This is a genomic window from Caldithrix sp., assembly GCF_056497305.1.
In genome coordinates, this window is sequence record NZ_JBSMDE010000145.1 from 14,850 (window position 1) to 40,690 (window position 25,841).

21 protein-coding genes and 1 tRNA gene are annotated in these 25,841 nt (G+C 43.3%); 5 read left to right on the top strand and 17 right to left on the bottom strand.

What is annotated here, in order from left to right:
- The first annotated feature begins 51 nt into the window (after positions 1-51).
- Positions 52-420, top strand: coding sequence for a SpoIIAA family protein (locus ACWB0I_RS12205; RefSeq protein WP_479388344.1), 369 nt, complete (start codon positions 52-54; stop codon positions 418-420).
- 14 nt (positions 421-434) lie between these two features.
- Here the strand turns inward: ACWB0I_RS12205 and ACWB0I_RS12210 are convergent, their stop codons facing one another.
- Both ACWB0I_RS12210 and ACWB0I_RS12215 read right to left on the bottom strand, forming a co-directional pair.
- Positions 435-809 (bottom strand): GIY-YIG nuclease family protein, encoded by a 375-nt coding sequence (locus ACWB0I_RS12210; protein WP_479388345.1) that lies wholly within the window; start codon positions 807-809, stop codon positions 435-437.
- On the bottom strand, positions 806-1,309 hold the full coding sequence (locus ACWB0I_RS12215; protein WP_479388346.1) for a cupin domain-containing protein: 504 nt from the start codon (positions 1,307-1,309) through the stop codon (positions 806-808). Before ACWB0I_RS12215 ends, ACWB0I_RS12210 begins: the two co-directional genes overlap by 4 nt.
- Positions 1,310-2,195: 886 nt before the next feature.
- Between ACWB0I_RS12215 and ACWB0I_RS12220 the strand changes: the two genes are divergently transcribed.
- Positions 2,196-3,788, top strand: coding sequence for a DEAD/DEAH box helicase (locus tag ACWB0I_RS12220; protein ID WP_479388347.1), 1,593 nt, complete (start codon positions 2,196-2,198; stop codon positions 3,786-3,788).
- A gap of 301 nt (positions 3,789-4,089) precedes the next feature.
- Here the strand turns inward: ACWB0I_RS12220 and ACWB0I_RS12225 are convergent, their stop codons facing one another.
- From ACWB0I_RS12225 to ACWB0I_RS12285, 13 genes are all read right to left on the bottom strand, one after another.
- The gene (locus ACWB0I_RS12225) at positions 4,090-5,055 is read right to left on the bottom strand and encodes a GGDEF domain-containing response regulator (protein ID WP_479388364.1); all 966 of its coding nucleotides are present in this window, start codon (positions 5,053-5,055) and stop codon (positions 4,090-4,092) included.
- A 91-nt stretch (positions 5,056-5,146) separates the two neighbouring features.
- Positions 5,147-6,760 (bottom strand): CTP synthase, encoded by a 1,614-nt coding sequence (locus ACWB0I_RS12230; RefSeq protein WP_479388348.1) that lies wholly within the window; start codon positions 6,758-6,760, stop codon positions 5,147-5,149.
- A complete protein-coding gene (gene kdsB / locus ACWB0I_RS12235; protein ID WP_479388349.1) occupies positions 6,757-7,521 on the bottom strand; it encodes a 3-deoxy-manno-octulosonate cytidylyltransferase in 765 nt (254 codons plus the stop codon). The genes ACWB0I_RS12230 and kdsB overlap by 4 nt, the downstream gene beginning before the upstream one ends.
- Positions 7,518-7,808, bottom strand: a complete 291-nt coding sequence (gene gatC, locus ACWB0I_RS12240; protein WP_479388350.1) for an Asp-tRNA(Asn)/Glu-tRNA(Gln) amidotransferase subunit GatC — start codon at positions 7,806-7,808, stop codon at positions 7,518-7,520. The genes kdsB and gatC overlap by 4 nt, the downstream gene beginning before the upstream one ends.
- A gap of 377 nt (positions 7,809-8,185) precedes the next feature.
- Positions 8,186-9,241 carry a CapA family protein gene (locus ACWB0I_RS12245; protein WP_479388351.1) on the bottom strand — a complete coding sequence of 352 codons (1,056 nt, stop codon included), beginning with the start codon at positions 9,239-9,241 and terminating at the stop codon, positions 8,186-8,188.
- 33 nt (positions 9,242-9,274) lie between these two features.
- Positions 9,275-10,222 carry a M23 family metallopeptidase gene (locus ACWB0I_RS12250; protein WP_479388352.1) on the bottom strand — a complete coding sequence of 316 codons (948 nt, stop codon included), beginning with the start codon at positions 10,220-10,222 and terminating at the stop codon, positions 9,275-9,277.
- A gap of 132 nt (positions 10,223-10,354) precedes the next feature.
- On the bottom strand, positions 10,355-11,200 hold the full coding sequence (locus ACWB0I_RS12255; RefSeq protein WP_006929188.1) for a sigma-70 family RNA polymerase sigma factor: 846 nt from the start codon (positions 11,198-11,200) through the stop codon (positions 10,355-10,357).
- A gap of 71 nt (positions 11,201-11,271) precedes the next feature.
- Positions 11,272-11,595, bottom strand: a complete 324-nt coding sequence (locus tag ACWB0I_RS12260; RefSeq protein WP_479388353.1) for a hypothetical protein — start codon at positions 11,593-11,595, stop codon at positions 11,272-11,274.
- A gap of 12 nt (positions 11,596-11,607) precedes the next feature.
- Positions 11,608-12,783: a phosphopentomutase gene (locus ACWB0I_RS12265; RefSeq protein ID WP_479388354.1), complete on the bottom strand. Its 1,176-nt coding sequence runs from the start codon at positions 12,781-12,783 to the stop codon at positions 11,608-11,610.
- Between the two features lie 7 nt (positions 12,784-12,790).
- Positions 12,791-13,138 carry a hypothetical protein gene (locus ACWB0I_RS12270; protein WP_479388355.1) on the bottom strand — a complete coding sequence of 116 codons (348 nt, stop codon included), beginning with the start codon at positions 13,136-13,138 and terminating at the stop codon, positions 12,791-12,793.
- Entirely contained in the window at positions 13,113-13,709 is a 597-nt protein-coding gene (locus ACWB0I_RS12275) for a patatin-like phospholipase family protein (protein ID WP_479388356.1), read from the bottom strand. Before ACWB0I_RS12275 ends, ACWB0I_RS12270 begins: the two co-directional genes overlap by 26 nt.
- A gap of 194 nt (positions 13,710-13,903) precedes the next feature.
- On the bottom strand, positions 13,904-14,809 hold the full coding sequence (locus tag ACWB0I_RS12280) for a GNAT family N-acetyltransferase (RefSeq protein ID WP_479388357.1): 906 nt from the start codon (positions 14,807-14,809) through the stop codon (positions 13,904-13,906).
- Positions 14,810-15,198: 389 nt separating this feature from the next.
- Positions 15,199-21,093: a FlgD immunoglobulin-like domain containing protein gene (locus ACWB0I_RS12285; protein ID WP_479388358.1), complete on the bottom strand. Its 5,895-nt coding sequence runs from the start codon at positions 21,091-21,093 to the stop codon at positions 15,199-15,201.
- A gap of 166 nt (positions 21,094-21,259) precedes the next feature.
- Between ACWB0I_RS12285 and ACWB0I_RS12290 the strand changes: the two genes are divergently transcribed.
- Together ACWB0I_RS12290 and ACWB0I_RS12295 are read left to right on the top strand one after the other, a co-directional pair.
- Positions 21,260-22,414, top strand: a complete 1,155-nt coding sequence (locus ACWB0I_RS12290; RefSeq protein WP_479388359.1) for a glycosyltransferase — start codon at positions 21,260-21,262, stop codon at positions 22,412-22,414.
- A gap of 5 nt (positions 22,415-22,419) precedes the next feature.
- A complete protein-coding gene (locus ACWB0I_RS12295; RefSeq protein WP_479388360.1) occupies positions 22,420-23,550 on the top strand; it encodes a glycosyltransferase in 1,131 nt (376 codons plus the stop codon).
- Between the two features lie 65 nt (positions 23,551-23,615).
- Here ACWB0I_RS12295 and ACWB0I_RS12300 read toward each other — a convergent pair whose 3' ends face one another.
- Together ACWB0I_RS12300 and ACWB0I_RS12305 are read right to left on the bottom strand one after the other, a co-directional pair.
- Positions 23,616-24,662 (bottom strand): tetratricopeptide repeat protein, encoded by a 1,047-nt coding sequence (locus tag ACWB0I_RS12300; RefSeq protein ID WP_479388361.1) that lies wholly within the window; start codon positions 24,660-24,662, stop codon positions 23,616-23,618.
- Between the two features lie 40 nt (positions 24,663-24,702).
- Positions 24,703-24,774: transfer RNA gene (locus ACWB0I_RS12305), tRNA-Gly, on the bottom strand.
- 197 nt (positions 24,775-24,971) lie between these two features.
- Between ACWB0I_RS12305 and ACWB0I_RS12310 the strand changes: the two genes are divergently transcribed.
- On the top strand, positions 24,972-25,841 hold an 870-nt coding region (locus ACWB0I_RS12310; protein ID WP_479388362.1), incomplete at its 3' end, for a tyrosine-type recombinase/integrase.

The window sequence follows — 25,841 nt, forward strand, 5'->3', positions numbered from 1 at the left end:
AAATAAATTTTGGTGTTTTGCGTTTTAAAATAGAAAACAAAAGGGAAAAATATGGCCTACTCGATTCATTACCATGAAGGGAAAAAATGCATCATGGTAAAAGTCGAAGGAAAATTAGATGCTGAGCTTTTGCAGCAGCTTGCAGCAGAGGTCTCTAAGTTGATCAGCCATAAAGGGTGTAAATGTGTTTTGAATGATTTACGCCAGGCCATTCCCACGCCCAATCTATTGGAAATCTACCGGATGCCTAAACTGGCCCAAAATACGGGAGTAAACGGAACCTGCAAACGAGCCTTAGTAGTAGGCGACCGCACTGCCGAATTTCATTTTCTGGAAACGGTTTTTTTAAACCAGGGCCACACGGTAAAACTGTTCTCCACAAAAGAAGAAGCCGAAGCCTGGCTGTTGTCTGTCAAATAAAATCCTGGCCTCTCTCACTTTTCCCCAACGGTATTCCCAAGAAATTTAAGATGCGCTCCGCAATGCTTGCGGCAATCGCTTGCACCAAAACCCGGTACCAAAATTTTACCCGGTGATGTTTGATTGATCGCACACTCTTCTTCTTTAAAAGTTTTCACACCAATTATTTTTACCTGTGGTTGGACGGTTAAATAATCGATATGCCAGCGCAATTTTTTGGATTTTTTAAAATGTCGATTTAAACGCTGTTCCAGGTTTTTGCGGGCGCTGCCAGTGTAGAAGTACTTTCCTGCAGGGAAAATAAACTCGCCCAGCGCTCCAACCTTCACGGTAATGGTCTCTTCAATCTGCAAAATCAACTGATAGGTAATTTCTGCGTTTTCTTTCATTGACGTGTCAATTGTTCAATGATCTTTTTGTGCTGAGGGAAAGCCTTCAACAGCATCTCCCTCTGGCCTAATTCGAAATCTTCAAACTCAAAACCGGGGGCCACAGTACAACCTACCAGAGCATAAGCCTTTTTTTTATTTACGCGGGCGGCAAACCAGACATCATGGGGCACCACGATTTGAAATTGTTCACCCTGCTCCGCATCAGGGCCCAATAGTTTTTGCTGCAATGAACCATCGGGAAATAGAAGAAACAGGGTTATGGCATGCCCGCTGTAAAAGTGCCAGATTTCATCGGATTTTAAGCGATGAAAGGCAGAAAAGCTGTCACCAGGCAGCAAAAAATAGATGGCCGTGCTGAAAGCGTGTTTCTTTGAAAAACGCGGAGCAAGCGCTTCTGCTGAAATTGTTTCCTTGTTGCGGTACACTTCACGGTAATAGCCGCCTTCCGGATGGGGCCGCAAATCCAGATGTTTGACCCAGAATTCCATTGGTTTCATGTTAACCTCAAGCGATGATTCGTCTTTGGGCAATTTCCTAAAGAAAAATATGGAATGCAAATCAGAAAAACTAAAGCAGCAGAGCCATAACCTTTAAAAAGCCGCTAAGGGCACAAAGAATTAATTTTAATTAAAAATTACGAATTATGAATTATTTTGTGAAACGGCAAATCATGCCCAGGCGGTGAGGGCCCGTGTCGGCATGTCATTCTGAATCCCGCTTTAGACGTAACTCGAGCTTTAGCTCGAGACCTCCCCTGGCAGACACAAGCGTGCAAAAGTGTATGTGTGTAAGAGTTTAAATTAGAATACTTCCTTCGTAGGATATTGCGCTTTAGCGTGCGAAAATTTTTGTGCTGTGTGAGGAAGTAAAACCGTTGAATAGTTGATTTGTTGAATGGTCGAATAAACATCAGGCTGACATTCCCAATTCCCATTAATCGTGAATGGTGTTTCCAACACAGGTGAGAAAATTTCCCACACAAGCCTTCCCCCTCTCCAGGATTTTTATTCTGGGAGAGGGGGATCGAGGGGGTGAGGGCAAATAATTTCTTTGTGCTCTTTGCGGTTAGTTTTGGTTGCGGCTATGCTGCCTTAGATCTTTTAAGGGGAATATTCCTAAATTCAGGACTCTGTGCAAAGTTTATTTGGGAATCAAAAAAAAACAACCTATATTAAGAATGGAATTAAACGAAGTTTCTGCAGTGCATTTTAAAAATCCTGAACCAGGTCGAGGTTAGGATACCTGCCCGTTTTGGCAACCATTCTCCAATGACTCCCGGGATTAAAAATCACCGTTGAATAAACCCAATCACTTTGCTGTACGGAGCGTTCCGCAACGGTTCTTTTCGTGCAATTGAGTACGACACCTATTGAAAGGGAGATTATGATGGGAAAGACCCCGCGATTTCATGATTTTGGATTATCAGCCCATGTGCTAAAGGCTATTGACAAGAAGGGCTTTGAACATCCCACCGACATTCAGACTTTAACCATTCCTTTGATGATGGAAAACGAAATCAATATCATTGCCCAGGCTCAAACCGGAAGCGGTAAAACTGCAGCTTTTGGATTACCTCTTATTGAAATGAGCGACCCCAATTCTCCAACAGTACAGGCTTTGATCCTGGTGCCCACAAGAGAGCTGGCATTGCAGGTAGCCCAGGAAATTGACTCATTAAAAGGCGACAAGGACTTAAAGATTGTACCCATTTATGGCGGGCAGGCCATTGAGGCTCAATTAAAAAAACTCAAACAAGGCGTGCACATTGTAGTGGGAACGCCGGGACGAATCATCGATCATCTGCACCGCAAATCATTAATACTGGATCAAATCGACCAGCTCATTTTGGATGAAGCAGACGAGATGCTCAATATGGGCTTTATTGAAGACATGGAAGAGATTATGCGTCACACCAATTCCCAGAAGCGCACTCTGCTCTTTTCGGCCACCATGCCACAACGGATTCAGGACCTGGCGCGTAAATACATTAAGCATTATGAACTACTCAAAACCGAAAAAGAACAGTTAATGCCTAATCAAACAGATCAGCTTTATTACGAAGTACGCGTTTCAGAAAAGTTACGCGCTCTGACTTTGATTATGGATTTTGAGAAAGAGTTCTATGGGCTGGTTTTCTGTAAAACGAGAAAAGACGCAGCCGATCTGGCCGAAAAATTAATCGAAAAAGGCTACAATGCCGAAGCCATTCACGGTGAAATTTCTCAGGCCCAGCGGGAAAGAAGCCTCAAACGATTCAGGCAACGCAAGGTAAAGATTCTGGTGGCAACCGACGTGGCAGCTCGTGGGATTGATGTGAACGACTTAACCCATGTAGTCAATTACGCCTTACCACAAGATCCGGAATCGTACGTGCATCGTATTGGCCGAACCGGACGAGCAGGTAAAAAAGGCACGGCCATCACCTTTGTCACACCTGGCGAATTCAGACGTTTTAAGATCATTCAACAGATGAGCGGTAAAAAAATCTACAAAGCCAAATTACCCACACCTCAGGAAATCATTCAATCAAAAATCGAAAAAATTAATGCCGACCTGGAACGGATGCCTGCTGGCAAGAGCGAGGCCGTATTTGTAGATTGGGCCAAAAATTTATTGGAGGGCAACGATGCTGTGGAAGTTCTTTCTTCGGTGCTGCAGTACAATTTTCAGCATCTGTTACAGCCCCAAAATGTCAAAGATGTTGCTTCCGGATCTAAACCAAAAGACAGGGGACATAAAGCCCGTCTATTTATTTCACTGGGGCGGCAGCATGGTTTAACGCCCAGGAAATTGGTAGCCCTGGTGGCTGCTAAAACGCAAACCAAAGCATTTCACATCGACGATGTGAAGGTTAAGGACGAATTTTCATTCATTACCGTGCCTTTTGAGCGGGCCATGAAAATCATCAGCCAGTTTAGAGATCGTAATAATAAACAGCTGGCCACATTTGCCCGGAGTGCACATTCTGCATCGTAAAAATGAGTTCCAACTTTTGAGAAAGTTTAAGGATGTGGAGGGGCTTGGGTCGGTTGGTAGGGTTTTACCCACCCCTTAGTCTCCTCCGGAGGAGGGGAAACTAAATCTACGTGCCAGGAAAGATGTTCTTTAAAAATGGTTTGCTGTGCAAAGTTGAAGAGCAAAGTCCCTCTCCTGGGAGGGGTTAGGGGTGGGTTTGCTTGCAAAGTAAAAAGGAAAAAGATTAAAGGATGTGGGGGAATCGATTCGCAGGATATGAACAATTCATTAGTTCACGAGAATCTCAGTAAATCCTTGCGTGTTATTCCCCCTGCTCCCATATCACAATTCGATTGCGTCCCTGGTTTTTGGCCTGATACAGGGCCAGATCTGCCTTCTTGATTAAGTCCTGCGGGCTTTCAGCCTGAAAAACATCAGCCACGCCCGCACTAAAGGTAAATCGGATTTCAAAATGGTCCCAGGTAACAACCCGATTTCGGACGATATTCAAAAGTCGTTCTACATATTTAACCATGCTTTCTTTTTTGATCTCAACAGAAAGTAGAGCAAATTCTTCGCCGCCCACCCGAAAAGCAAAGTCCTGTTCGGTACGCATATTTGTATTCAGTATCTCGCCCAATTGTTTAAGCACTTCGTCTCCGGCAGGATGGCCGTATTTATCGTTGATCTTTTTAAAATGATCAATATCGAGCATGGCCAGCGAAAAAAACTGTCGTTTTTTTAAAAAAGCATGCCACAAATTTTCAATAGACACATTGAATGAACGGCGGTTCAACAGTCCGGTTAATGCGTCTTTTTGAGATTCATCTCGAAAGCGTTGATTATCTTCCAGCAGATCTATGGTTACTTCGCTCAAAGCTTCAAATTTGCTTAGCGGGCCAATTAAACTCTTAAAGCGACGATTGGCCTTGATCAGGTAAACGTAAAATTCATTCTTTTCCAGGGGTAAATGGAGAAAGTAATTGACATGGGCTCTGTTAATGGCAGATTCTAAAAGTTGCGCTTCCGGTTTTTCCGCTAACATAATTCTTTGCGTCCAGGGATAATAATGCATGATCGCTCTTAGAAATTCAACTCCTTTTTGATCCTCAATAATGGCCAGAGCGCAGGGGCAATCTTCAATAACTTGCGGATCCTGGATCTGCGCAAAATACTCGGCTTCAATGATTTTAATCTTCCAGTCATTCAAATATTTCTTGAGGATTTTTTGATAAGGATTAGCCGACTGAAATAGAATAATTTGCTGTGGTAGATTCCCTTTGTGCATCACTAAACACTCTTTTTAAATATGAAAACGTGCGCACCTTTTGACGCAAACACTACCACAAATATTCGGCTGGCTAAATGCGATCTTTACTTTAATGTTCTTGACTGAACTTTAATGCTGCGCCTACAAAATCCCTGAATAAGGGATGGGCCCGCTTTACGCGCGACTTCAATTCCGGATGAAATTGGCAGCCAACAAACCAGGGATGGTCCTTCAATTCTATCATTTCTACCAAATCGCCATCCGGTGAAAGCCCGCTGATGATCATGCCCACCTCTTCTAATTCCAGACGGTAGCTATTGTTAAACTCATAGCGATGGCGGTGCCGTTCTTCGATTAAGGATTGCTTGTAGGCCATGTAAGCTTTGGTACCACTACGTAATTTACAGGGATAGCTCCCCAGGCGCATGGTGCCTCCCATGCGTTTAATCGATTTTTGCGTTTCCATCAAATGAATGACCGGATCGCTGGTTTGGGGATCGAACTCGGTACTATTGGCTTCAACTTTCCCCAGCACATTCCGCGCATATTCAATCACTGCACATTGCAATCCCAGACAGATGCCGAAAAAGGGAATTTTGTTTTCGCGGGCGTAGCGAATGGCTGTTAATTTGCCTTCAATGCCGCGTTCGCCAAATCCGCCAGGGACTAAAATGCCACTGACATCGGCCAATTTTTTGGCAACATTTTTCTGCGTCAATTGCTCACTATTAATCCATTTCAATTCCACCCGAACATCGTTTTCCATGCCGGCATGTTCAAAGGCTGCAACGATGCTCTTGTAAGCATCGTGCAGTTCCACGTATTTTCCACAAACCGCAATCTTAATGGCGCGCTTTACTTTTTGATATCTCTCCACTTTCTGGCGCCATTCATCGATATTCAGTTCCCTTTTTTCCAGTCGCAATTTGTCCAGAACCAATTCATCAAATTTTACCTCAGCGTATTGTAAAGGAACCTCATAAATCAGGGAAACGTCCAGCGCATCGATGACCTCCTGCGAAGAGACATTACAAAAAAGCCCGATTTTCTGTTTTACATTCTCAGGCAAAGGCCGATCGGTACGGCACAAAAGGATATCCGGTTGCAAACCAATCTCACGCAAGCGCATTACAGAATGTTGCGTGGGTTTGGTTTTTAGTTCATTGGCGCCGGCAATAAAGGGCACCAGAGTCAGATGGATTACCAGGGTATCGTGGCGTTCATCTTTTAAGCGAAATTGTCGGATGGCTTCCAGAAAGGGCTGGCTTTCAATATCGCCTACTGTTCCGCCTATTTCCACAATGACAATATCGGCATCTGTTTTTTCGCCCACATTGATTATTTTCTCATTAATGGCATCCGTAATATGGGGAATTACCTGAACGGTGGCCCCTAAATAGTCGCCTTTGCGTTCTTTCTGAATGACTTCAAAATAGATCTGTCCGGCCGTGGCGTTGTTGTCGCGCGTCATGTTTTCATCTAAAAATCGTTCGTAATGCCCCAGGTCCAGATCGGTTTCAGCGCCATCATCGGTCACATAAACCTCACCATGCTGATAGGGACTCATGGTTCCGGGATCTACATTAATGTAAGGATCGAGTTTTAATATCGTAACTTTGTACCCTCTCGATTTCAACAATAAGCCCAGAGAAGAACAGGCAATTCCTTTGCCTAAAGAAGAGACAACGCCACCGGTAAGAAAGATGTACTTTCGATTTTTCATAGCAATCCTTCATTTTGATATTTTACTACGATCTGATTTAAACGACTCAAATCTTCCGGCGTATCGACGCTCAATGAGTCGTAGTCTGTTTCAATGGTGTAAATTTTGTGACCATATTCCAGGATGCGCAGCTGCTCCAGTTTTTCGGCCTTTTCCAATGCGCCCTGTTGAAGTGCGGTAAGCTCCAATAAAAATTCTTTGCGATAGGCGTAAATGCCCACATGTTTAAAAAAGGGAAATGTACGTAGCCAGTCTTCCTGACGGGGCACATCCCGTAAATAAGGAATGACACTGCGTGTAAAATAGAGTGCAAAATCTTGCCGATTTCGTACCACGCGCACCAGATTGGGATCGGTAAGCTCCTCCATACGCGTTATCCTTTTCACGGGCGTTGCTACTTCAACCTCAGGCCTATCCCTAAAAACCTGTACCAAACGATCTAACAATTGAGGATTGATCAGCGGTTCATCGCCCTGCAAATTAACCACCACATCAGCCTCTAAATCTTTTACCGTAAATGCCACCCTATCCGTCCCAGAAGGTAAATCAGTCGGGGTCATGAACACCTGGCCTCCGAACGCCTGAACAACCTGCGCAATGCGCTGATCATCAGTAGCCACCAACACATTTTGAAAGTTTTTGGCCCTGGCGGCCCGTTCGTACACCCATTGTATCATGGGCTTGCCCTGAATTTGGGCTAATGGTTTTCCCGGAAAACGTGTAGACCCGTAACGCGCAGGAATGACGCAAATAGCGTTCATTTACGCACCACCTTGGGAACGCTAAAATAGGCCCCGGCCTTTCTAGGCGCATTCTTTAGAGCCTCTTCCTGAGAAAGTGATTTTTGAGGCTGATCTTCCCGGAAGACATTGTTCATCTCCAGAGGATGGGCCAGAGGTTCAACCGAACTCGTGTCCAATTCATTCAAGTGGTTGACATATTCTAAAATTTTATTCAACTGTTCGGTGAGTAAAGGAACTTCCTCTTCCTTCAATTTCAATTTGGCCAGAGTAGCAATGTAAGCCACATCCTTTTTTGAAACAGACATATGAATTCCTTTAAAATTTGATTTTTTGAACATTCAATGTAAAATGCAATTTTAACATGTTAAACCGATTATTTCAAATATTATTCATGCCTTTTCCGATCTGAGGCAAAGACGATTTCGGTCTTCGGGATTGGATTCCGTGGAAATCAGGGGTCCGTTCTTTCCAGCGGTTGCCCAGTCCAGCCTGCGTAGCAAGGATTTTGATTCAGAACCTCGCCTGTTTAAGGCCATTCGACCAACGTTGGCAGGTAGGGATGGCATGATTTTTTCCGCCATCTTTAATAATTTTGGCGTTCTTTTGTGCAGGCCAGAGCAGTTCGCGCTACTACTGTGCTCCGGAATCGGGTATGGCCGACCAACTCAGATCCGTTTTAGCCTTAATGGTCATACGTTTTTAAGAGCACGGGCTTTGCCGAATTAATATCTGGAACCGATTGCATCTCTGTTAGCGGGCTTTGATCAAAAATTTCCGAATACTGTTTCAGGTTTTTAAGCACGGTATCGCGTCGGGCGCCGGTTAAACGGAATGGCTGCCAGTAGCGAGTAGCCACCGGGATCATTTCGATGTGCCAGTTGGCAACGGTTTTTACAGGGATAATGACTTTGAGCACGGCGCTTTCTTTGTAAATGCGTCGGTTGCCGCCGAAAATAAAATCTCCTAGAGAATAGACAACGATCCCTTGCTTGTATTTTTCAACGCCCTGCAACACATGGGGGTGATGTCCCACAATCAAATCGGCGCCATAGTCAATCACGCGATGCGCAAACCAGATCTGATCTTTCTCTGGAAAATGTTTCTTTTCCTGCCCCCAATGAAAAATCACAGTGATAAAATCAACCTTATTTTTTAGTTTGTGAATATCTTCTTTAATGAATTTTAAGTTACGCAGAGCCGTGCCGGCTTCTGTCTGACTGGCCGGATGCGATTCTTCGTGAGCCGTAAGGCCGTAATAGCCCAGAAAAGCCAGCTTAATTCCTTTAATCGTAAATAGGGCTGGTTTACGGGCTTCGTGGAGATTTCTTCCTGCCCCTACGTGAGCAATGTTTGCCTTATCTAAAACGGCGAGGGTTTGCAAAAGCCCTTCTGCACCGTAATCATAGATGTGATTATTGGCCAGATTCACCAGGCCCACATGGGCTTGTTTTAAAATGGCAACATAGTCCGGTCGCGCCTTAAACACATAGGGTTTTTCCATAGCTTGCTGGGCTGTGGTCAGTGGAGCTTCCAGATTAATTATAGACAGGTCGGTTTGTTTAAACCAGGGGATTTTGGCGAATGGGTATTTAAAATCGTTTTTAACATAGCGCTCAAAATGGTGGGCCAGTTGAACATCGCCCGTAAAAAGAAGTTCAACCTGTTGGGCAGACAGTCCATGAATTAAAACGAGGGCCAGAAGCCCTCGTTTTAAAAAGGAAAGTTGAGTAATCACCATGGCCACCACATGTGTAGCGCTCGCAATTGACAGCTAATTGGAGTTTGCTACAATGGAGCGATTTAAATTTTGATCATCAAAGAAAAAGAGTTCGGGATCGAGATGCCGGCCATGTAACAGAACCTCGTAATGCAGATGAGGCGCTGTGCTAATGCCTGTATTGCCCACTTCAGCAATTTTTTCACCGCGTTTAACGCGTTGTCCTCTGCGTACCAATATTTTGCTCAGATGGCCATATCTGGTCTGGAAACCGTATTTATGGTCCAGCATGATCATTTTACCATAACCGCCATTGTAACCGGCAAATTTAACAATTCCGTCGGCAGAGGCATAAACCGGTGTGTGGGTTGGCGCGCTGATGTCGATCCCTTCGTGGAAACGTATTACTTTAAATATGGGATGAAACCGTTTCCCGAACCCGCTGGAAATGACGCCATGAATAACCGGACGGAGCGCCGGCAAATATTTCACAGAATCCTGCTTTTTGTAAACCGTACTCAACAAGCTCTGGTAACTCTCTATCTCCAGCTTAACTTCACGCTCCAGCTCGTTGATCTTTTTTAAGGTCGATGAGAGATCAATTTTTGATTCAAATCCGCTAACCTGATCTAATAATTCGTAGTTGTAATCAGAACCACCAATACCTACCTTACGCACATCTTCGTTCAACTTGGGCAAGCCTAAAACCACGCGTAACTGATCGTCTGTTTCTGCAATCTTTTGAATTTGCTGAGTGAGTTGCTTGTACTTTTTACTCATTTCCAGCAACCGATCCTGCAAAACAAGATTGGTACGGCTCAGTTTTTTCATTTCACTGTTCAGGCTGAAATCAACCAGCATATCCATACCCAGCTTACCCAGGATCAGAAAAACGATTAAAAAGAGAGAAATCGATGTAAAGAGTTTCCAGCGGGAGATTTTGAATTCTTTTACTTTACGTTGATCTCGAGAAATAAAGATAATACGAGATTCATCGTTCATACTAAGGGCCCCTGAATTAAGATTAAATCCGTTTACCATTTAAATGTGACTCAGATCAAAATATAAAAAAAAATAACTCTGCTAGCAAGCAGAGTTATTAAAAATATTAAAAAAAACACAAAAAAAAGTACATTAGCCCAGATAATAGCGCAAAACTTTACTGCGGGAACTGTGTCGTAAGCGTCTCAGGGCCTTTTCTTTAATCTGACGCACGCGTTCGCGGGTCAGTTTAAATTTAACTCCAATCTCTTCCAGCGTGTGAGGTTTTTCGCCATCCAGCCCAAAGTAGAGTTTCAAAATTCGGGCTTCACGGGCTGTTAAAGTAGACAGAATGTAATTGACTTCTTCTTTTAGCGATTCGCCCATCACTTCCGCATCAGGTTCCGGGTCTTGCTGATTCTGAATAATATCGATCAAACGGCTGTCGCTGTTTTTCTGCAAGGGGGAATCCATGGAAACTGAGCGCGTGGCCATCTTAATGGTGTCTGTAATGTCACCCGAATCGACTTCCAGAACATTGGCGATCTCTTCCGGAGTTGGTTCCCGTTCGTACTCTTGCTCTAACTGACTATAAACTTTCCCGATCTTAGTCAGGGTACCGACTCTGTTTAAGGGTAAGCGAACCAACCTCGACTGTTCGGCAATAGCCTGTAGAATGGATTGTTTAATCCACCATACGGCATAGGAGATAAACTTAAAGCCGCGGGTTTCATCAAACCGGTAGGCCGCCTTCATTAAACCTAAATTACCCTCATTGATTAAATCTTCGAGCGAAAGGCCATAATTTTGGTACGACTTAGCCACGCTCACCACAAAACGCAAATTGGCACTCACCAATTTTTTCAGGGCCCGTTGATCGCCCTGCTTGATACGTTTGGCTAACTCAATCTCCTCATCAGGAGTCAACAAAGGGACTTCGCCGATTTCGCGCAGATAATTCTCTAAAGATTGGTTTTTGCTGATAAAGAAATCGCTCACTTAACCTACCCCATTTTATTTGGTTAAACTTTTAATAAAAAATGTCAAACGTTGTTTTCTAAAAAAAAATTTCATCCGGGCTGCTGATTTGTTTTGTTTTTGCTATTAATTGCCTTTAATTGACGTAATTCCAGTTCCAATTCCTTAATCTGCTCTATTAAATGTTTTATGATCAAATCTTGTTCAAAATTCAGGCTATTTTTTTCGGTGGCCTTTTTGTAAACCAGACCGCCTACCTCCAATAGCTTTTCTTCAATCTGTTTTTTAATTCCCAGCTCGTTTATTTTAACCTTGCTCTGTTTCGAAATGCTTTCGGACGTTGCACTGGCAATTTGCGCACCTCTGGCTAATCGCTTTTTAACTTTTTCCCACAAACCACTCTTTTGAAACATCATTTTTATTTTGATTTAAAATTGAGCTATTTGGGACAGAAAACTTTTTCCTTTCCCGGTCCCGGGTACTCCGAAATATTCGCTTAATGTGGCCTGAACATCGGCAAACGTGCTACGCACCCCTAAATTGACATTCTTTTTAAATCCTGGCCCCAGAACCAGTAAAGGCACATATTCTCTGGAATGATCGGTGCTGGGCATTGTCGGATCGTTCCCATGATCTGCGGTAATTATTACCAGATCATCTTCCTGAAGACGCTTTTCTAACTCAGGCAACCAACTATCAAACTCCTGCAAGCCCTGATAAAATCCTTGAGGATTATTACGGTGGCCCCATAACATATCAAAATCTACCAAATTGGCCATGATTAAACCACGCCGGGTGTCATTTAGTTCCCCGAGGATGGCCTGCATAACTTCCTGATTGTTTTTTGTCTTAATACTTTTTTCAATGCCACTGTGCGCATACAGATCGTTGATTTTACCAATGCCCACGGTTGGCCAGCCTTGTTCCTGTAAAATTTTTAATATGGTTTTGGAAAAAGGCTTTACAGAAAAATCCCTTCGGTAGGGTGTGCGCACAAAATCGCTGGCCGATGTCCCAATGAAAGGGCGGGCAATGACGCGCGCTACCATGTGTTTACCGGTTAACATCTCGCGGGCGGTTTCGCAAATTTGGTACAATTTTTCCAGCGGCACCACATCCTGATGGGCAGCAATCTGAAAGACCGAATCGGCAGAGGTGTAAACAATCAATTTTCCACTACGCAGGTGTTCTTCCCCCAATTCCTTGATGATTTCAGTTCCCGAAGCCGGTTTGTTACCTATCACCTGGTAGCCCGTTCTGCGCGTAAACTCCTCGATGACTTCCTCAGGAAATCCATCGGGGTAAACCGGAAAGGGTTGCTTTAAAATCAGTCCGGCTAATTCCCAGTGCCCGGTAGTAGAATCCTTACCTGCAGAAATTTCGGCCATTTTCCCGCAATTGGCCTGAGCTGGCAAATCACTGCGCAAACCCTGGATGGGATGAATCTTACCCAATCCTAAACGTTCAAGGTTGGGTAAGTGCAAACCGCCTAAAACGCGGGCTAAATTGGCCAGGGTATTGCTTCCCTGGTCATGATATCGGGCTGCATCTGGCAATTCACCAATCCCCACTCCGTCGATGATGATTACAATCGCTCGTTTCATGCCTGCCTCAAATACCAAATATTTTCTCCTTTAAAGAATATAGCCAGCCGGAACGCTGTTTAATCTTCTCTTTTAATAAATCAATATTTTGTTCGACTACCGCCTCACCTTGTTGAATAAAATAATCAATAGCCTCAAAATCCGTCCAGGTTTTTTCTCCTATAAGCGGTTTCAGGACAAAATCGGCCTGCTTCAACAATTCTTCATTTAATCTGTGCACCACCGCCCGATGCGATCGGATAAAGATATCGAGAATATTATTGAACTGTTGAACCATTCCCATTCCCGGCGAAACATCGCAAACAATGGTAAAATCGGCGCCCAATTCTTTACAGAGTTGTACGGGAAAAACCATTGATCACGGCTCCATCAACAAATTCCCCGCTATAAGCCCGAACTGGAGGCAAATAACCAGGAATTGAAGAGCTGGCTACCAGCGCTGTGTGCAAATCTCCTCTTCTAAAAACATATTCACGACCATCAACCAGATTTAAGGCCGAACAGGCAAAGAGAATGGCTGTTTCTTCAATATTTGCTCTGGGAACTAAATATTGCACAGCCCTACGCAAGCGCCGGGCATCGACCAGCCCACGGCGATTCACGGCCAGATTGATCACAATGCTTTTTTTGACAATTTGGGTAATAAAATGGAAAAAGCCCTCGGGTTTCTCTGCAGAGCTCAGATCAATGGACTCGCCTTTTAGTTTCTTAAATTTATCGCTAAATATGAAATTCTTAAAATTGTGCTCAACCTTCTGAATATCGGCCAGAAGGGCAAAAGCAGCTCCGACAATGGCGCCCATACTCACACCGCTAATACAATGCACAGGAATCTGGTTTTTAAGTAAGCCCCTGATCACACCAATGTGCGCCAGTCCCCTGGCCCCTCCGCCACCAAGCACCAAACCAATTTTCAAATTTTTCATGAATGCGACTTCATAAACTCCCGACTATTCAGAAAAGGCCGCTAAATATACAAATAATTTGGGATAAATTCTAATTAAATATTTGCCTTCATTTAAAATAAGGCATCTCTGCTGAATTTCACTGCCAAATGTCTATTGTTTTGGTTTAAATGATTTATTATTGCAAATTAGAGAAGTTACTGGCTCTTCTCTACTTAACTGATATCTTTTTCGTAACGCCAGAACACGCGCTCCACAACCGCGTTAACATGATAGGAGTAAAAGCGAATGGGGCCCACCCAGGGAATGATTGACTTTTCCAGTCCCCAATCCTGCATATCCTTAAGGCACCGTTTGAGCAATACCCCTCCGATGCCCTTTCCTCTCAAATCAGGATGGGTTCCCATAGGGCCAAACCAGCCGGTTCCAAAATTATTGCCATTATGGGCTGAAAAGGCGCGAATTTTCCCATTAAACAGCGCAATGTGTATGGCAACAGGGATAGAATTAAAAGCGTTAAGCACCTCGTAACGCCATAAAGGGAAATATTCATCAATAAAGGTCAATAATTCCTCCCGGTCATCGTAATCGGCTCGTTTGATGACGATGCCCTGGCCTAACAAATTTTTTTCTTTATTTTCGGTGTCAAAGGACTGCCTGGCCAGATCAACCGTCATGTTTGACGTGTCGGCAAATCTTTTAAATCCCAAGGTTTCAAAAAAAGCCAGTGCCGGTGTGTAGCGGGGATCAATGCCCGGCATGAAGTAGTTGAAGGGCACATCGTAAACACGCACTTTTTGCATGCCCAGGGCCTTTAATCGTTTTTCCAGTTCCAGATAAAGCTGCCTGCCCAGACCTTGCCGCCGATAGTTTTTTTCCACCGCCATTAATTTTACATAGCCAATTTTGTCCTTGCCGATGGTTCTGGTCACCCCATCCACAAAGCCCAGAATCTGGTTATCTTCCTGATAAATCAATACCAAGTCCGCAGAGAAGGCAGGATCTTCCAGAATTTTTTCTCGCAATAAAGGCTCCGTAAACTGATCGTAGGCCATATTACGATTGCAGAAATTCAATAGGGGGATGACATCGCTCTCCTTGAATGTTCTGATCTCGCCCATAATCCTCCAACCCTTTAGTTAGTTCAATGAATTAATTAATCTGAAATCTAATAAAAATGATTTTAATTACAAATTTTTTTGGAAGCGGTTTCAGGAGCTTTGAGGGACAGGCAAAACAGAGAACTCCAGGGACACACAAAGGGCGTAAAAAGATCTTTCAAACATATGAATATTGCGCATCTATATTGGAGCCTTACCACCGGGCCGGCCTGACCAATAAACCATTCAGCCGTTCAAAAAATTCATCAATTTACTTACAAATCAAGTAAAAACGTTGGCCGTCAAAAGCATTCGATTTTAATGGAATTCTGCTAACTCCCTGAAGAAAACGGATTTCCGTCAATGGCTTTTGCAACTGCTTTTTTCACGGCCTGTAAGGTTTTTCAGGCCTACCTTAATAGTACCATCTTTTTCATCATGGAAATATGACCGGCCTGTAATTGATAAAAATAGATACCTGAAGCCACTGCATCGCCTGTTGCGTTTGTGCCATCCCATTCAAACTGATGGAAACCAGGAGGTAAATTCCCTTCAAACAACACGCGTACTTCCTTGCCCAGAACATCAAAAATCTTTACAGAAATTTTATCTTTATTTCCGGTTTCAGGCACGCCAATTTTAATAGTGGTTGTTGGATTAAAAGGATTGGGAAAATTTTGGGCCAGGGTAAACTGTAAAGGAATGATCGACGGTTTAAAATTTCTGTCTTTGCTTACATACAGCCTGAAATGGTAGGTATTCTCCTGTGGCGTAAAAACATATTCATCGTTTTCCCATAGCTTAATGACTGTTTCTTTGTCTAAGTCCACCAGGTAAGCAAAAAGATCCTCATTTTGACCGGAAACCTGCTGCCAGCTCAAATGGTGTTCTTTCTGAACAGCACTGGTCGTAACAGACAGGTCCCAGTAATCGTAAGATTTTGCCCCATTGTCCCGAGGTTTGAAATATTGACAATACCGGTGATCGCCTTCTGTGACCGTCAGGGAGGCAAATTCATTAAAAACCGGAGGTTCAAAAATAGGTTGAGCAGGACGATCACTCAACCCAATCAGATTGTACTCATCTTTCAATTTATTACATTGTAATGAAAAATTAATGCTCCACTCGTTTTCATGTTCATTGATCTGCCTTTTGGCAAAACCTTTTGGCACTGCGGCGGTGATTTCCGTTTCTGAAGGGAATTCAGGCTCATTATCCACAAACATAGTGGCTTCGGTGTTGGCATAAAGCCAGTAGCCAAACCAGGGTCTGGCAAAAGAGGCCGAATCGAAGTTTTCAACATGATAGCCGATAAAGTCATCGCGTTGTTCAAACCAGAAAGCAGCCGGTTGAATCAAGGTATCGTTAAGGGCTTCTTGCAAATTTAACTGAACGGTGGAATTGGCTCTGGAAAAGCGTAAATTGGTCCAATGTTTGTAATAGGGCCAGGGCAGCCCGATTTGATTCCAGCCCTTTTTCAAATGAATTGCAACGCTTTGCACTTCAGGGCTCATGGCTACGGGAATGGAATTCAAATCAAAGTTTAAATTTTGCAGGGGCATTAGCCAGAAAGCCATGCCAGGTTCGATTTTTTCTTCCTTATTCAGGGAAAAATATTTTTTTTCACTGGCATCCCAGCGGAACAGGACGGCGCTGGAATCGGAATAATTGAATTGGCTCCAGTCGATTGGCTCTTGACGTGGAAAAGCCATCATGTGCCATGTAAAACGGGTAAAACCTTTTAACGATGCGCGAATGGCAAATAACAATTCCTTTTTCCCTTCTACCAGTCGGCCATCAGCCAGCCCCTTGGTTGCCAGAATACGGCAGCGATAATCACCGTCTTCTAAAGGATAAAAATAGAAATTGCGAACTCCAGCGGTATCGATATTCTGAAGGGGCTCGGTTTCTCCCTTTTTAAATAATTGAACAATCAAATGGTAGGATTGGGTGGCTTCTTTTAATTGGGTTTTGCTTGAATCCCAGACGGAAACAACAATATTAATTGCGGCCTGTTTGCTCAAGGCTCCGCCCACGGCATGGGCTTTAATAACAGGGAAAATTGCAACTGGTTGGCTCTGGCTTACAACGTCAATAAAAAAGCGCAGACTATCCTGCCCCCCATGCTGATCACTGAAGCGTAAGCGGACTACATGTCGGCCGGTGTCTGCCGGCGCGGGGCTGCCCAGTAACGCTTGCTGCGTGGTCAGTTTTAACCAACCCGGCAAAGTAGGCGCTTGAACAACAATGGAATCTCCATCCAGATCGGAGAACAATGGTTTAAAGTAGTAAACGCTATCTACAAAGGCGATGGTAGGCGGTTCATTGAGCAACACCGGTTTGGAATTTAAACATTCGCCCTGTATCTGCATTACATATCTGCCGGCCAGTAAATGGGGATCGTTGCACAGGATGATCAGGCTATCCTGATAGATCCCCCGTTTAGGCGGTCTGAAGCGTACAGGAATAACCATACTGTCCTGGGCAGGAATGATCGTTTTACTCTGGAACCCTAATCTAAACACAGAATCCTGAGCGCCTGCTTTCAGAACCAGGCTATCTATGTTCAGTTCAATGTATCCCCAGTTTTTGATTACAAGATCGGTAGAATCTTTTCCTTTGGCAAAAGTTTTTAAATCGGTTTTAAGGAATCGGGCTGCAATGCGGGGTTGCAAACTGGGAAGGGCCATGGGCGTTCCCCCCAGGGTACCCTGATTGATTCTACCGCCATTGGGTTGGGGCTCAAGATCATAAGGATCGTCCGGATCTCCGGCGTCAATCGTAGGCGACATGGTACTGAGGTTGAAGGGATCACTGCTGTTTTCCCCTTCAAATACAGGGGCCAATTTTGAAATGTGCTGGGTAAAGACGCGTTGGCCAATGTTATCAATCGTAGAATACGAGAGAAAAATTTTGGCGCTGTCTGCGGCCGTCAAGGGCCCCAGGTTGTTCCAGATGATGGCATTTTTGATATTTATTATGGAATTTCCCGAAGCAAACACACCAAAATCACGCGCATGAAACAGATTAATATTTTTAACAAAACCGTTCACATCATCACTGGCTCTAATTCCAGCGTACACACTATCGATAAGAAAATTTTGCATCCAGAAATCGACCTGGTTTAACTGCAGAGCAACCGGGCAGCCTATGATACCTCCCAGTTTGATTTGCAGGGGACGCGTTTCGGCTGAAATCGCGGTTTGCGCTCCGTGAATCGCAAACCATTCAAAATAGGCGGTATCCGGATTTTGTTTTAGAACGATACCTTTCCATAACGAATCGGTTTCGTACAGCTCGACCATTTGCCCGTCATGATTGCCTTTAATTACTAACGAGCCTTCAACATTCAGACCCGTATTGGGCAAAAAGGCCAGATCCACGCCATTCAAAAGCTGTAAAGAATCGCCGGCAGGGACAATTAAATCATCAAGCACCAGATAGGGTAAGGTAGTGTCGGATAGAACGCCGTTTAAAATACCGCTCAATTCGCGATAGGTTTTAACATGAACGGCATCAGACGAACTGGTTATTTGCCCTCCATTGTAATAGGCCTTTACTCGATACCAATAATCCTCAAATGGCCACACATCGTGATCAATAAAGAAGGGTTCATTACTAATATATGTCGTAAAGCCATCAATAAATGCGGGATCATGACTTCTTTCCAATTCATAATAATCGAGTGTGCCCAAATCTGTTGGGAACGGGCTCCAGGAGAGCTGAATTTCGTATTGTTTTAGCGAATCAACCGTTAGTTCTGGAGTCCATGACAGGCCTTTTTCCCAAAATTCCAATAATCCCTCCGTGCGATTAACCATAGCCAGTTCCGGCAGTCCATCGGCCCCATAATCAACCGTAAATAACTGATCGTGGGGTTGCGTTAAACTGGCCTGAAATATAGGAACTTCACTAAAGATAAATTCGCCTGGAACAGTGGTCATGTTCTGGTAAATGAGTAAACTATCGTTCTTAAGCAGAGAGATATCCAGTTTAGGCCCAAGTCCATCGGTCAGATCGCCTCCGAACTCATCAATGGACATACGAATATTTGTAGCCGTGGGATTAGAAAAAGAGAACAAAAAACGCAGATAATTGGCTTCATTATGATAGCGTTCCGGATAGGAAATAGCTTCTACGCTCTGGGGTCTCAAACAGATAATTTCTTGTGGGGGCATATTATCAATATTGGCCAGTAAGAAATCGGTGTAATCACTTACCAATAGCGTATCGTTATAATAGGAGCCTGTAAGACCGTATTGGGAATCTCCTTTGCGATAAAGGATGGTGCCATTATCCAGAAAGACCAGATCCTGGATCCGATCTCCATCGATGTCTCCGATTTGCACACGCGAAACGGTAGAGGCATCGGAAATTAGGATGGATTGATTCGCCGGATCGATCAGATTTTCATCAATATCTTTAATGATTGAAATATCATCATCCAGAAGCAACAAATCGATTTGAGAGTTATTATCTTCATTAAAAGGGATAACGTCCTTTATGTTATTACCGGAATAGAAGCCATCTCCCAGTCTAAAATCTACATCCGTACCAAGGGAGTTGTTGACCAGCAGATGCAAATTCACTGTGTCAAACAACAAGAGGTCTGGGAGGATGTCATGGTTAAGATCAACAATTTTTAACTGATTTTTAATGTTGATATCAGGATTAATTCCAGGCACATAGATTTTTTTCAGGGTTCTTTCGATCGAATTTTGAGACATTAAAATAATCAGTGAATCTTGCGTGTAGGTCACCAGATCTAAATAGCTGTCTGAGTTAAAAAATCCGGCCACCCAGTTGGTTGTCGTTTGGTTTAGATGGATAGAGGGCCAGGCGGCGGGTACATATTCAAACGAGGAGGGCTGACCTGAGAAAAAACCATATTCAAAATGAAAAGGCGTTAAATTCTTTAAATAAAGGGAATCTACCCCGCTGGCATGGATGCCTTTAGCAAATGTACATTGCCATGTTTCTCCAGGAACACCCGTCTTAACGGTTAGCGGAGAGACAGTAAAATTAATCTGGTTGGCTACACCGGGTTCGGGATCAACCGTAAAGGGTAAAATGCCCGATAAATTGCTCTTAATGAAGGTGTTTTCTGCCAGTCCAACAAGATCGGGAATGTTGGAAAATTTGACGCTGAATTGATTAATAGGACCGGATATTAATTCACCCGGGTGGGGTATTATTTCCAGAACAATGAAGCCGTTAAAAACCGTTATTCCTCCACTACCCAGGACAACGCCGTTTACGGCGTCTTCAACGTCATTATAGTAATCCGTGTCTGAAGGGATAATCGGTCCCAGAGCCCGATTTTGCGCATCCTGAAATTGCAGAACCCATGTCATGTCCAAACGATTAAGTTTCCAGATTTGTCCCTGGGCTGTGCTCACCCAGATTTCCGAATGTCCGGAAGCGTAATCACTCCACAGGGCCATGCCCGTAGGATCTGCAAAAGAAAGATCAATCTGTCTATAGTAATTAAAATTGGGGAAATCATAAACGTTATAACTCCACAGAAGCGTAGAATCATTGGGAGATCGCGTAATAAAATAGCTTTCTGAGGAATATTCGCCTCCGGCACGAGCTTGGGTCACCAGAACCTGATTGGGGATCGTATCTGTACCTACTTCTCTGACATTCTGATTTATGTCAATACTTAATTTTTTCAGGTAAGTATCCTGGCCATCATCGCCCATTAACAAAAGGTAAGAGTAATCATAATCAATTTTTTTGATATTAAAGCGCGGAGGATTCAGGTTAAAGCGGTGCCATGTTTCGCCGTCATCTTCCGAAAAAGCGAAGAAACCATTCTCTCCTGCCAGCCAGTATTTATTTCTGAAAAAATCGAACACAACCGTGTTCAAATTTTCGCTGGTCAGGGTGTCGATAAAGGTGGCCTCTTTGCTGTCAAGATCGAATCGAACCAGAGTGCCAGAACTGCCGCAGATTATGGCAATACGTTGAATGGCGATTAGCTGTGAGGGAGAATTTTTGTTGATTTGCTGTTGGTTTTTGCCCTGGGCCGAATAGCTGTAGCGGTAGGCAATCTGCTTTAAATCCTGGTTTGTTCCTATATTGAGCGTATTCCATGTGTATCCGTGATCGCGTGATTCAAAAAACATCCCCTGATCGCCCACGGCGTACAGGTCTCTCAGATCTGGATTTAAGGCCATGGCGCTACGCATGGGGACAAAATCGGAATTTTCATGGATCACATACCATGGAGACTGCGCTCTTAAATTTCCCAAGGCCAGATTAAAAACAAAACATACTAAAAGCCTTTGCCAGGTTTTCATGCACTGCTCTCCCTCTTTGATCTATTTAATTATATTCAAATATTGATTGATTATCAATATTTTTCGTCATTATTTCCATAATTATTAATTGAAATTAAATAAATCATTTTGAAAAAACTGTGATTAATGATAAATTGTTCTATTGTTAAGTAACTTGGGATGAAGAATGATCGATTACGCGCTACTTTTCATGGCTTTAACCTTTTGGGCAGCCATCCTCTACTTTTACCGCGGTCTGGCGCATTTGCCAAACCAGAAGCGGACCATGGCCAGGCCCTTTGTAACAGTAATTGTCAGCGCGCACAATGAAGAGCAAAACCTGCCCGATTGTCTTAAGAGGCTTGCTCGCCAGACCTATCCCCGGGATAAAATCGAATTCATCATCGTCAATGATCGCTCCACTGATGGCACGGCTCAGATTATAAATCAATATGTTTTGCGTGATCAACGGTTCAGGTCGATCACACTTCACAATCGTGTAGCGGATTTTGCCCCTAAAAAACGGGCCATTGACCATGCGATTCGTCAGGCCAGGGGCGAAATCATTTTATTAACCGATGCCGACGGCCGGCCGGGATTTCGCTGGGCAGAGACTGTTGTTTCTTACTTTACCCCAGATACGCACATGGTCATCGGATATGCGCCGTACCGCATCAAGCCCGCGCGACACTTTATTAAACGCTTGCTGGCCCTGGAATACCTTTCTCATGCTGCGGTTGCCGCCGCTTCAACAGGACTGGGCTGGCCTTTAACCTGTGTGGGAACTAACATGGCCTACCGAAAATCATTGTACTTTGCGATTGGCGGTTTTGGCCCCTACCGCGCCCATATTTCCGGAGACGACGACCTGTTTTTAACACGCGTACGCGAAGCCGGTTCGTACAAAATCAAATACGCAGCCGATTTCCATGCCCATGTTTTCAATAATCCGCCGCGATTATGGTCCAGGTTTTTACACCAGCGGTTACGCTATGCCAGCAAAGGATTTGATTATCCTCTAAAAATAACGCTTGGCTTAATGTTCTATTACCTTTTTAATCTGCTGTTATCCATCAAAACCATGGAGGCTTTGTACACACTGGATTTTTCAGGCCTGTTAGGTTTGAGCTGGCTTTTGAAGATGAGCGCTGAATTTTTGTTCATCGGCCAAGCGGCTCGCTTGTTAAAAGATATGCGTTCGCTGATCGTCCTACCTATTGTTTCCATTCTACATCCTTTTTACGTGGTTGTGTTTGGTGCTTTAGGACAAATAGGATATTTTAAATGGGCCGAAGAAAAAATTGAATCGGCCGTCCAGAATCCGGTAATGAATAAAAAATGAGCGCAATGGATTGTTTTTTTTGGGTAACATCTGGATTAGCTGTACTTTACTTTCTAATCGCTTTCTTACTCAGCCTGTGGCCTGAGCCAACGCCAGCCACACTATCCTCCCCAAAGCCGCGAGTTGCAGTTTTGATTGCCATGCGCAACGAACAGAATTACATTGAAGCCTGTCTTACTGCCCTGGAAAAGCAGACCTACCCGAATCATCTTTTCGACGTGTTCGTGCTCAATGACCAATCGACCGACGCTTCGCCTAAAATAGTGGAAGCCTTTACCAAACGTCATGCTAATTTTTTCCAAATACATGTTACATCCACTCTGGCCAACCTGAAAGGAAAAATGAATGTTCTGGCTCAGGGTTTAAAACAGATCGATCATGAACTCGTTCTGATTACCGATGCCGACTGCCTGGTTCAGCCGACCTGGATCGAAAGCATGGTGCGTTATTTTGGACCGCAGGTGGGAATGGTAGGCGCTTTTACCAGTCTTTTCCCTTTTGGAGAAATAAATCCCGGCCCGCTAAAAAACACGCTTTTTAGCCGGGTACAGGCTCTGGACTGGGCCTATCTTCAAACTATGAATGCCATGAACAGCAACGCAGGAAAACCGGTGAGTATTTTGGGCAATAACTTTGCCTTTCGCCTGCAAGCTTACCGGGAGGTAGGAGGTTTTGAAGAAATTGGTTTTTCTGTTACCGAAGATTTTGCCTTGATGGAAGCCATTCGACGCAAGACGAATTGGAAAATTGTCCACACAATCGATAAAGAGACGGCCATTTACAGCCATCCTCTGCCCGATTTAAAAAGCTTTTTCCGACAGCGCCTGCGCTGGATCCAGGGAGGCAGAACCATGCGACCCTGGGGCTATTTTGTGGTGTTCTATTCGCTGGTCACCCATGTTGCTCTGCTCATCTATTGGCTGCTGAACGGATCCTCCTTTGCCGCTTACCTGCCCTTTGTTCCACTTTTCGGCGCAGACCTGTGGGTATTATTAAAACCACTCAAACGCTTAAAATCAACGAAATTATTAAAAGATTTCTGGGCTTTTCAGATCTTTTATTTCGGCTACCTGATAATTTTCAGTGTGTTGGGCCTGCTCCCTTTAAAAGTCAACTGGAAAGGCCGAAAACTTTAATTTTTACGCTGGAATCAATCCCCAAAAAGGAAGAACATGAGAGTCGCCAGATTAAGCGCGACGCCTTAGCGAGCTTTGAGCATTAGCAAAGCCTGGATCACCGTCACGCCGTCTACTTTTTTCTGCGCTTGAAAATGATCCAGAGGCAGCAACCGTTGCTGCCGTGCAAAGTGCACAGCCTGCTCCAAAGGCCTGGCCAGCGTTGCAATCTGAACATTGGCCCAGGCCTGATCTATAGCCAGCGCAATGCGCTGCAGAGAGACGACCAACTCACCGTTGGTCAGATAATCGCCCGGATAAAATCGGCGATCCGGATAGGCCCATAAAATGTGATGGTCGAGCAAGAATTTAATGGCCTTTGCCTGGTTACGATCAGAAGGCACATCTTTAATTTGCTGCCAGGGAATCTCAGGATCAAATTGCCATAAGGCTTTAGGTGGGCTGTTCAAGGGATTAAACATTTTGAACACCAAAACGGAAAACTCTGCTCGTGTAAGCACTTTTTTAAAAATAAATGGACTACAGGAAGTCGGAATCTGTGCCATCAATTCTTCCAGTTGTTGCGCTCGGCCGGCAAAATCCCTTAATTGGTCATCATTTAAATGGCCATTGGTCTGCAACTGATCAAGCAAATCCTTTGCTTGTTGCCATCGATTTAAATGGATCAAATTACGTAGTTTCAAAATTTTAATCTCGGTTAACAGGGAGTCTGTCTGTAAGGCCTGCAGGGATGTTTCGGCCAGGGTTAACAGCTGCAGGCTCTTTTCGAACTCTCCTTGATAAAAGGCCATTCGGGCATGAGTTAAATGCACTAAAGGCCACGTCCCCTTAGAATCAGATATTTTGGTCAGCCAGTTTTCAGCCTGTTTTAGCCGGCCGCGTTTTAGAGCTATCTGAGCCAGTCCATCAAGCGCAGGAACAAAATCCGGCTTCTGCTCAAGCGCTTTGTGAAACTGGATTTCTGCCTGTACCAGCTCATCATTCTGCAAAAACTGCATGCCTTTTAAAAATAATCGATCGGCGCGTTGAACAGGGGAATATCGTTGATGAGTAGTTGAACAAAATGAAAGCAATAAAGAGAAAATAATAAGAAATGGTAAGATGTATTTCATACAAAACTCTTTTTCCGGAAAGACAGAGTAATAAAAAAAGAGCGGGAGACGGGAGTCGAACCCGCGACGTCAAGCTTGGGAAGCTTGCATTCTACCACTGAATTACTCCCGCTATTTTATTACAAATATAATGGTTTTATAACTTGTTGTCAATATGTATGTTATGGTAGCTGGAAACAAAACGTATATTTTTTTGAAACTGAAGTGTGCCAAAAGTGTGCCAAGAAAACAGACTGTTTGCGCATATTGATTCTTTTGTAATGAATTATTAACTTACATTATGTAAGATAAATATTATTGGGAGGTGATATGAAAAACATAAAGCTAAAAAGAAGAAACAATGGTGTTTACTATGTTGATTACATAGATGTAACTGGAAAGAGGGTCAGGAAAAGTTTAGCAACCAAAAACGCCAGAGAAGCTAAAGAAAAATACAATCAAATAAAATTCAGTGACGATGGTCACATAACACCGATAAAATTTGGTGAATTAGTTGACGAATTTTTAAAAAATTCTTATTTTAAAGATTGGACAAAGAAAATGATGAAATATCAATTAGATCGTTTTTTAATCGATCTAAATCTGTTTAATCAATATGTTCACACTTTTACAATAAGACAGTTTAATCGATATATTGAGCTTTTAAAAGCAAATAATTTAAAACCAACAACAATTAATAAATATATTATAAATGTAAAAAAGATATTCAAATATGCTTATAAAAATGGATATATTAAAAAGAATATATTAAGAGATGTTGAGTTGTTGAAAGAGCCTAAATTTGAAAAAATTGTTTTTAGTGATGATGATCTGAAGAAAATTTTTGAATATATAAAAGGAAAAAAATACGAAGCAATGTTTTACATTTTGTATTACACAGGATTGCGTATTAATGAAGCGGCTAAGCTGAGGGTTTGTGATATAGATTTTGACAAAAATATTATCAAGGTTGGTGCTAATGAGTTTGGGACGATCAAAACAAAACGTGATAGCTATATTGTATTATTTGATCAATTAAGAGAATATTTAATAAATTACATAGAAAGGAGGGAATTAAAAAAGAATGATTTTATTGTTTTAAAAACAGAACCTGTTAGGACTAAAACATTTTATCAGTATTTCTTAAAATTATGGAAACGTTTAAATCTTAATAAAGGATACTCACCATATACATTCCGT

What these genes read in the sequence shown, in the direction of transcription:
- ACWB0I_RS12205 (WP_479388344.1), top strand. Translation starts at nt 52, where the DNA reads ATGGCCTACTCGATTCATTACCATGAAGGGAAAAAATGCATCATGGTA.
- ACWB0I_RS12210 (WP_479388345.1), bottom strand. Translation starts at nt 809, where the DNA reads ATGAAAGAAAACGCAGAAATTACCTATCAGTTGATTTTGCAGATTGAA.
- ACWB0I_RS12215 (WP_479388346.1), bottom strand. Translation starts at nt 1,309, where the DNA reads ATGAAACCAATGGAATTCTGGGTCAAACATCTGGATTTGCGGCCCCAT.
- ACWB0I_RS12220 (WP_479388347.1), top strand. Translation starts at nt 2,196, where the DNA reads ATGATGGGAAAGACCCCGCGATTTCATGATTTTGGATTATCAGCCCAT.
- ACWB0I_RS12225 (WP_479388364.1), bottom strand. Translation starts at nt 5,055, where the DNA reads ATGCACAAAGGGAATCTACCACAGCAAATTATTCTATTTCAGTCGGCT.
- ACWB0I_RS12230 (WP_479388348.1), bottom strand. Translation starts at nt 6,760, where the DNA reads ATGAAAAATCGAAAGTACATCTTTCTTACCGGTGGCGTTGTCTCTTCT.
- kdsB (WP_479388349.1), bottom strand. Translation starts at nt 7,521, where the DNA reads ATGAACGCTATTTGCGTCATTCCTGCGCGTTACGGGTCTACACGTTTT.
- gatC (WP_479388350.1), bottom strand. Translation starts at nt 7,808, where the DNA reads ATGTCTGTTTCAAAAAAGGATGTGGCTTACATTGCTACTCTGGCCAAA.
- ACWB0I_RS12245 (WP_479388351.1), bottom strand. Translation starts at nt 9,241, where the DNA reads ATGGTGATTACTCAACTTTCCTTTTTAAAACGAGGGCTTCTGGCCCTC.
- ACWB0I_RS12250 (WP_479388352.1), bottom strand. Translation starts at nt 10,222, where the DNA reads ATGAACGATGAATCTCGTATTATCTTTATTTCTCGAGATCAACGTAAA.
- ACWB0I_RS12260 (WP_479388353.1), bottom strand. Translation starts at nt 11,595, where the DNA reads ATGATGTTTCAAAAGAGTGGTTTGTGGGAAAAAGTTAAAAAGCGATTA.
- ACWB0I_RS12265 (WP_479388354.1), bottom strand. Translation starts at nt 12,783, where the DNA reads ATGAAACGAGCGATTGTAATCATCATCGACGGAGTGGGGATTGGTGAA.
- ACWB0I_RS12270 (WP_479388355.1), bottom strand. Translation starts at nt 13,138, where the DNA reads ATGGTTTTTCCCGTACAACTCTGTAAAGAATTGGGCGCCGATTTTACC.
- ACWB0I_RS12275 (WP_479388356.1), bottom strand. Translation starts at nt 13,709, where the DNA reads ATGAAAAATTTGAAAATTGGTTTGGTGCTTGGTGGCGGAGGGGCCAGG.
- ACWB0I_RS12280 (WP_479388357.1), bottom strand. Translation starts at nt 14,809, where the DNA reads ATGGGCGAGATCAGAACATTCAAGGAGAGCGATGTCATCCCCCTATTG.
- ACWB0I_RS12285 (WP_479388358.1), bottom strand. Translation starts at nt 21,093, where the DNA reads ATGAAAACCTGGCAAAGGCTTTTAGTATGTTTTGTTTTTAATCTGGCC.
- ACWB0I_RS12290 (WP_479388359.1), top strand. Translation starts at nt 21,260, where the DNA reads ATGATCGATTACGCGCTACTTTTCATGGCTTTAACCTTTTGGGCAGCC.
- ACWB0I_RS12295 (WP_479388360.1), top strand. Translation starts at nt 22,420, where the DNA reads ATGGATTGTTTTTTTTGGGTAACATCTGGATTAGCTGTACTTTACTTT.
- ACWB0I_RS12300 (WP_479388361.1), bottom strand. Translation starts at nt 24,662, where the DNA reads ATGAAATACATCTTACCATTTCTTATTATTTTCTCTTTATTGCTTTCA.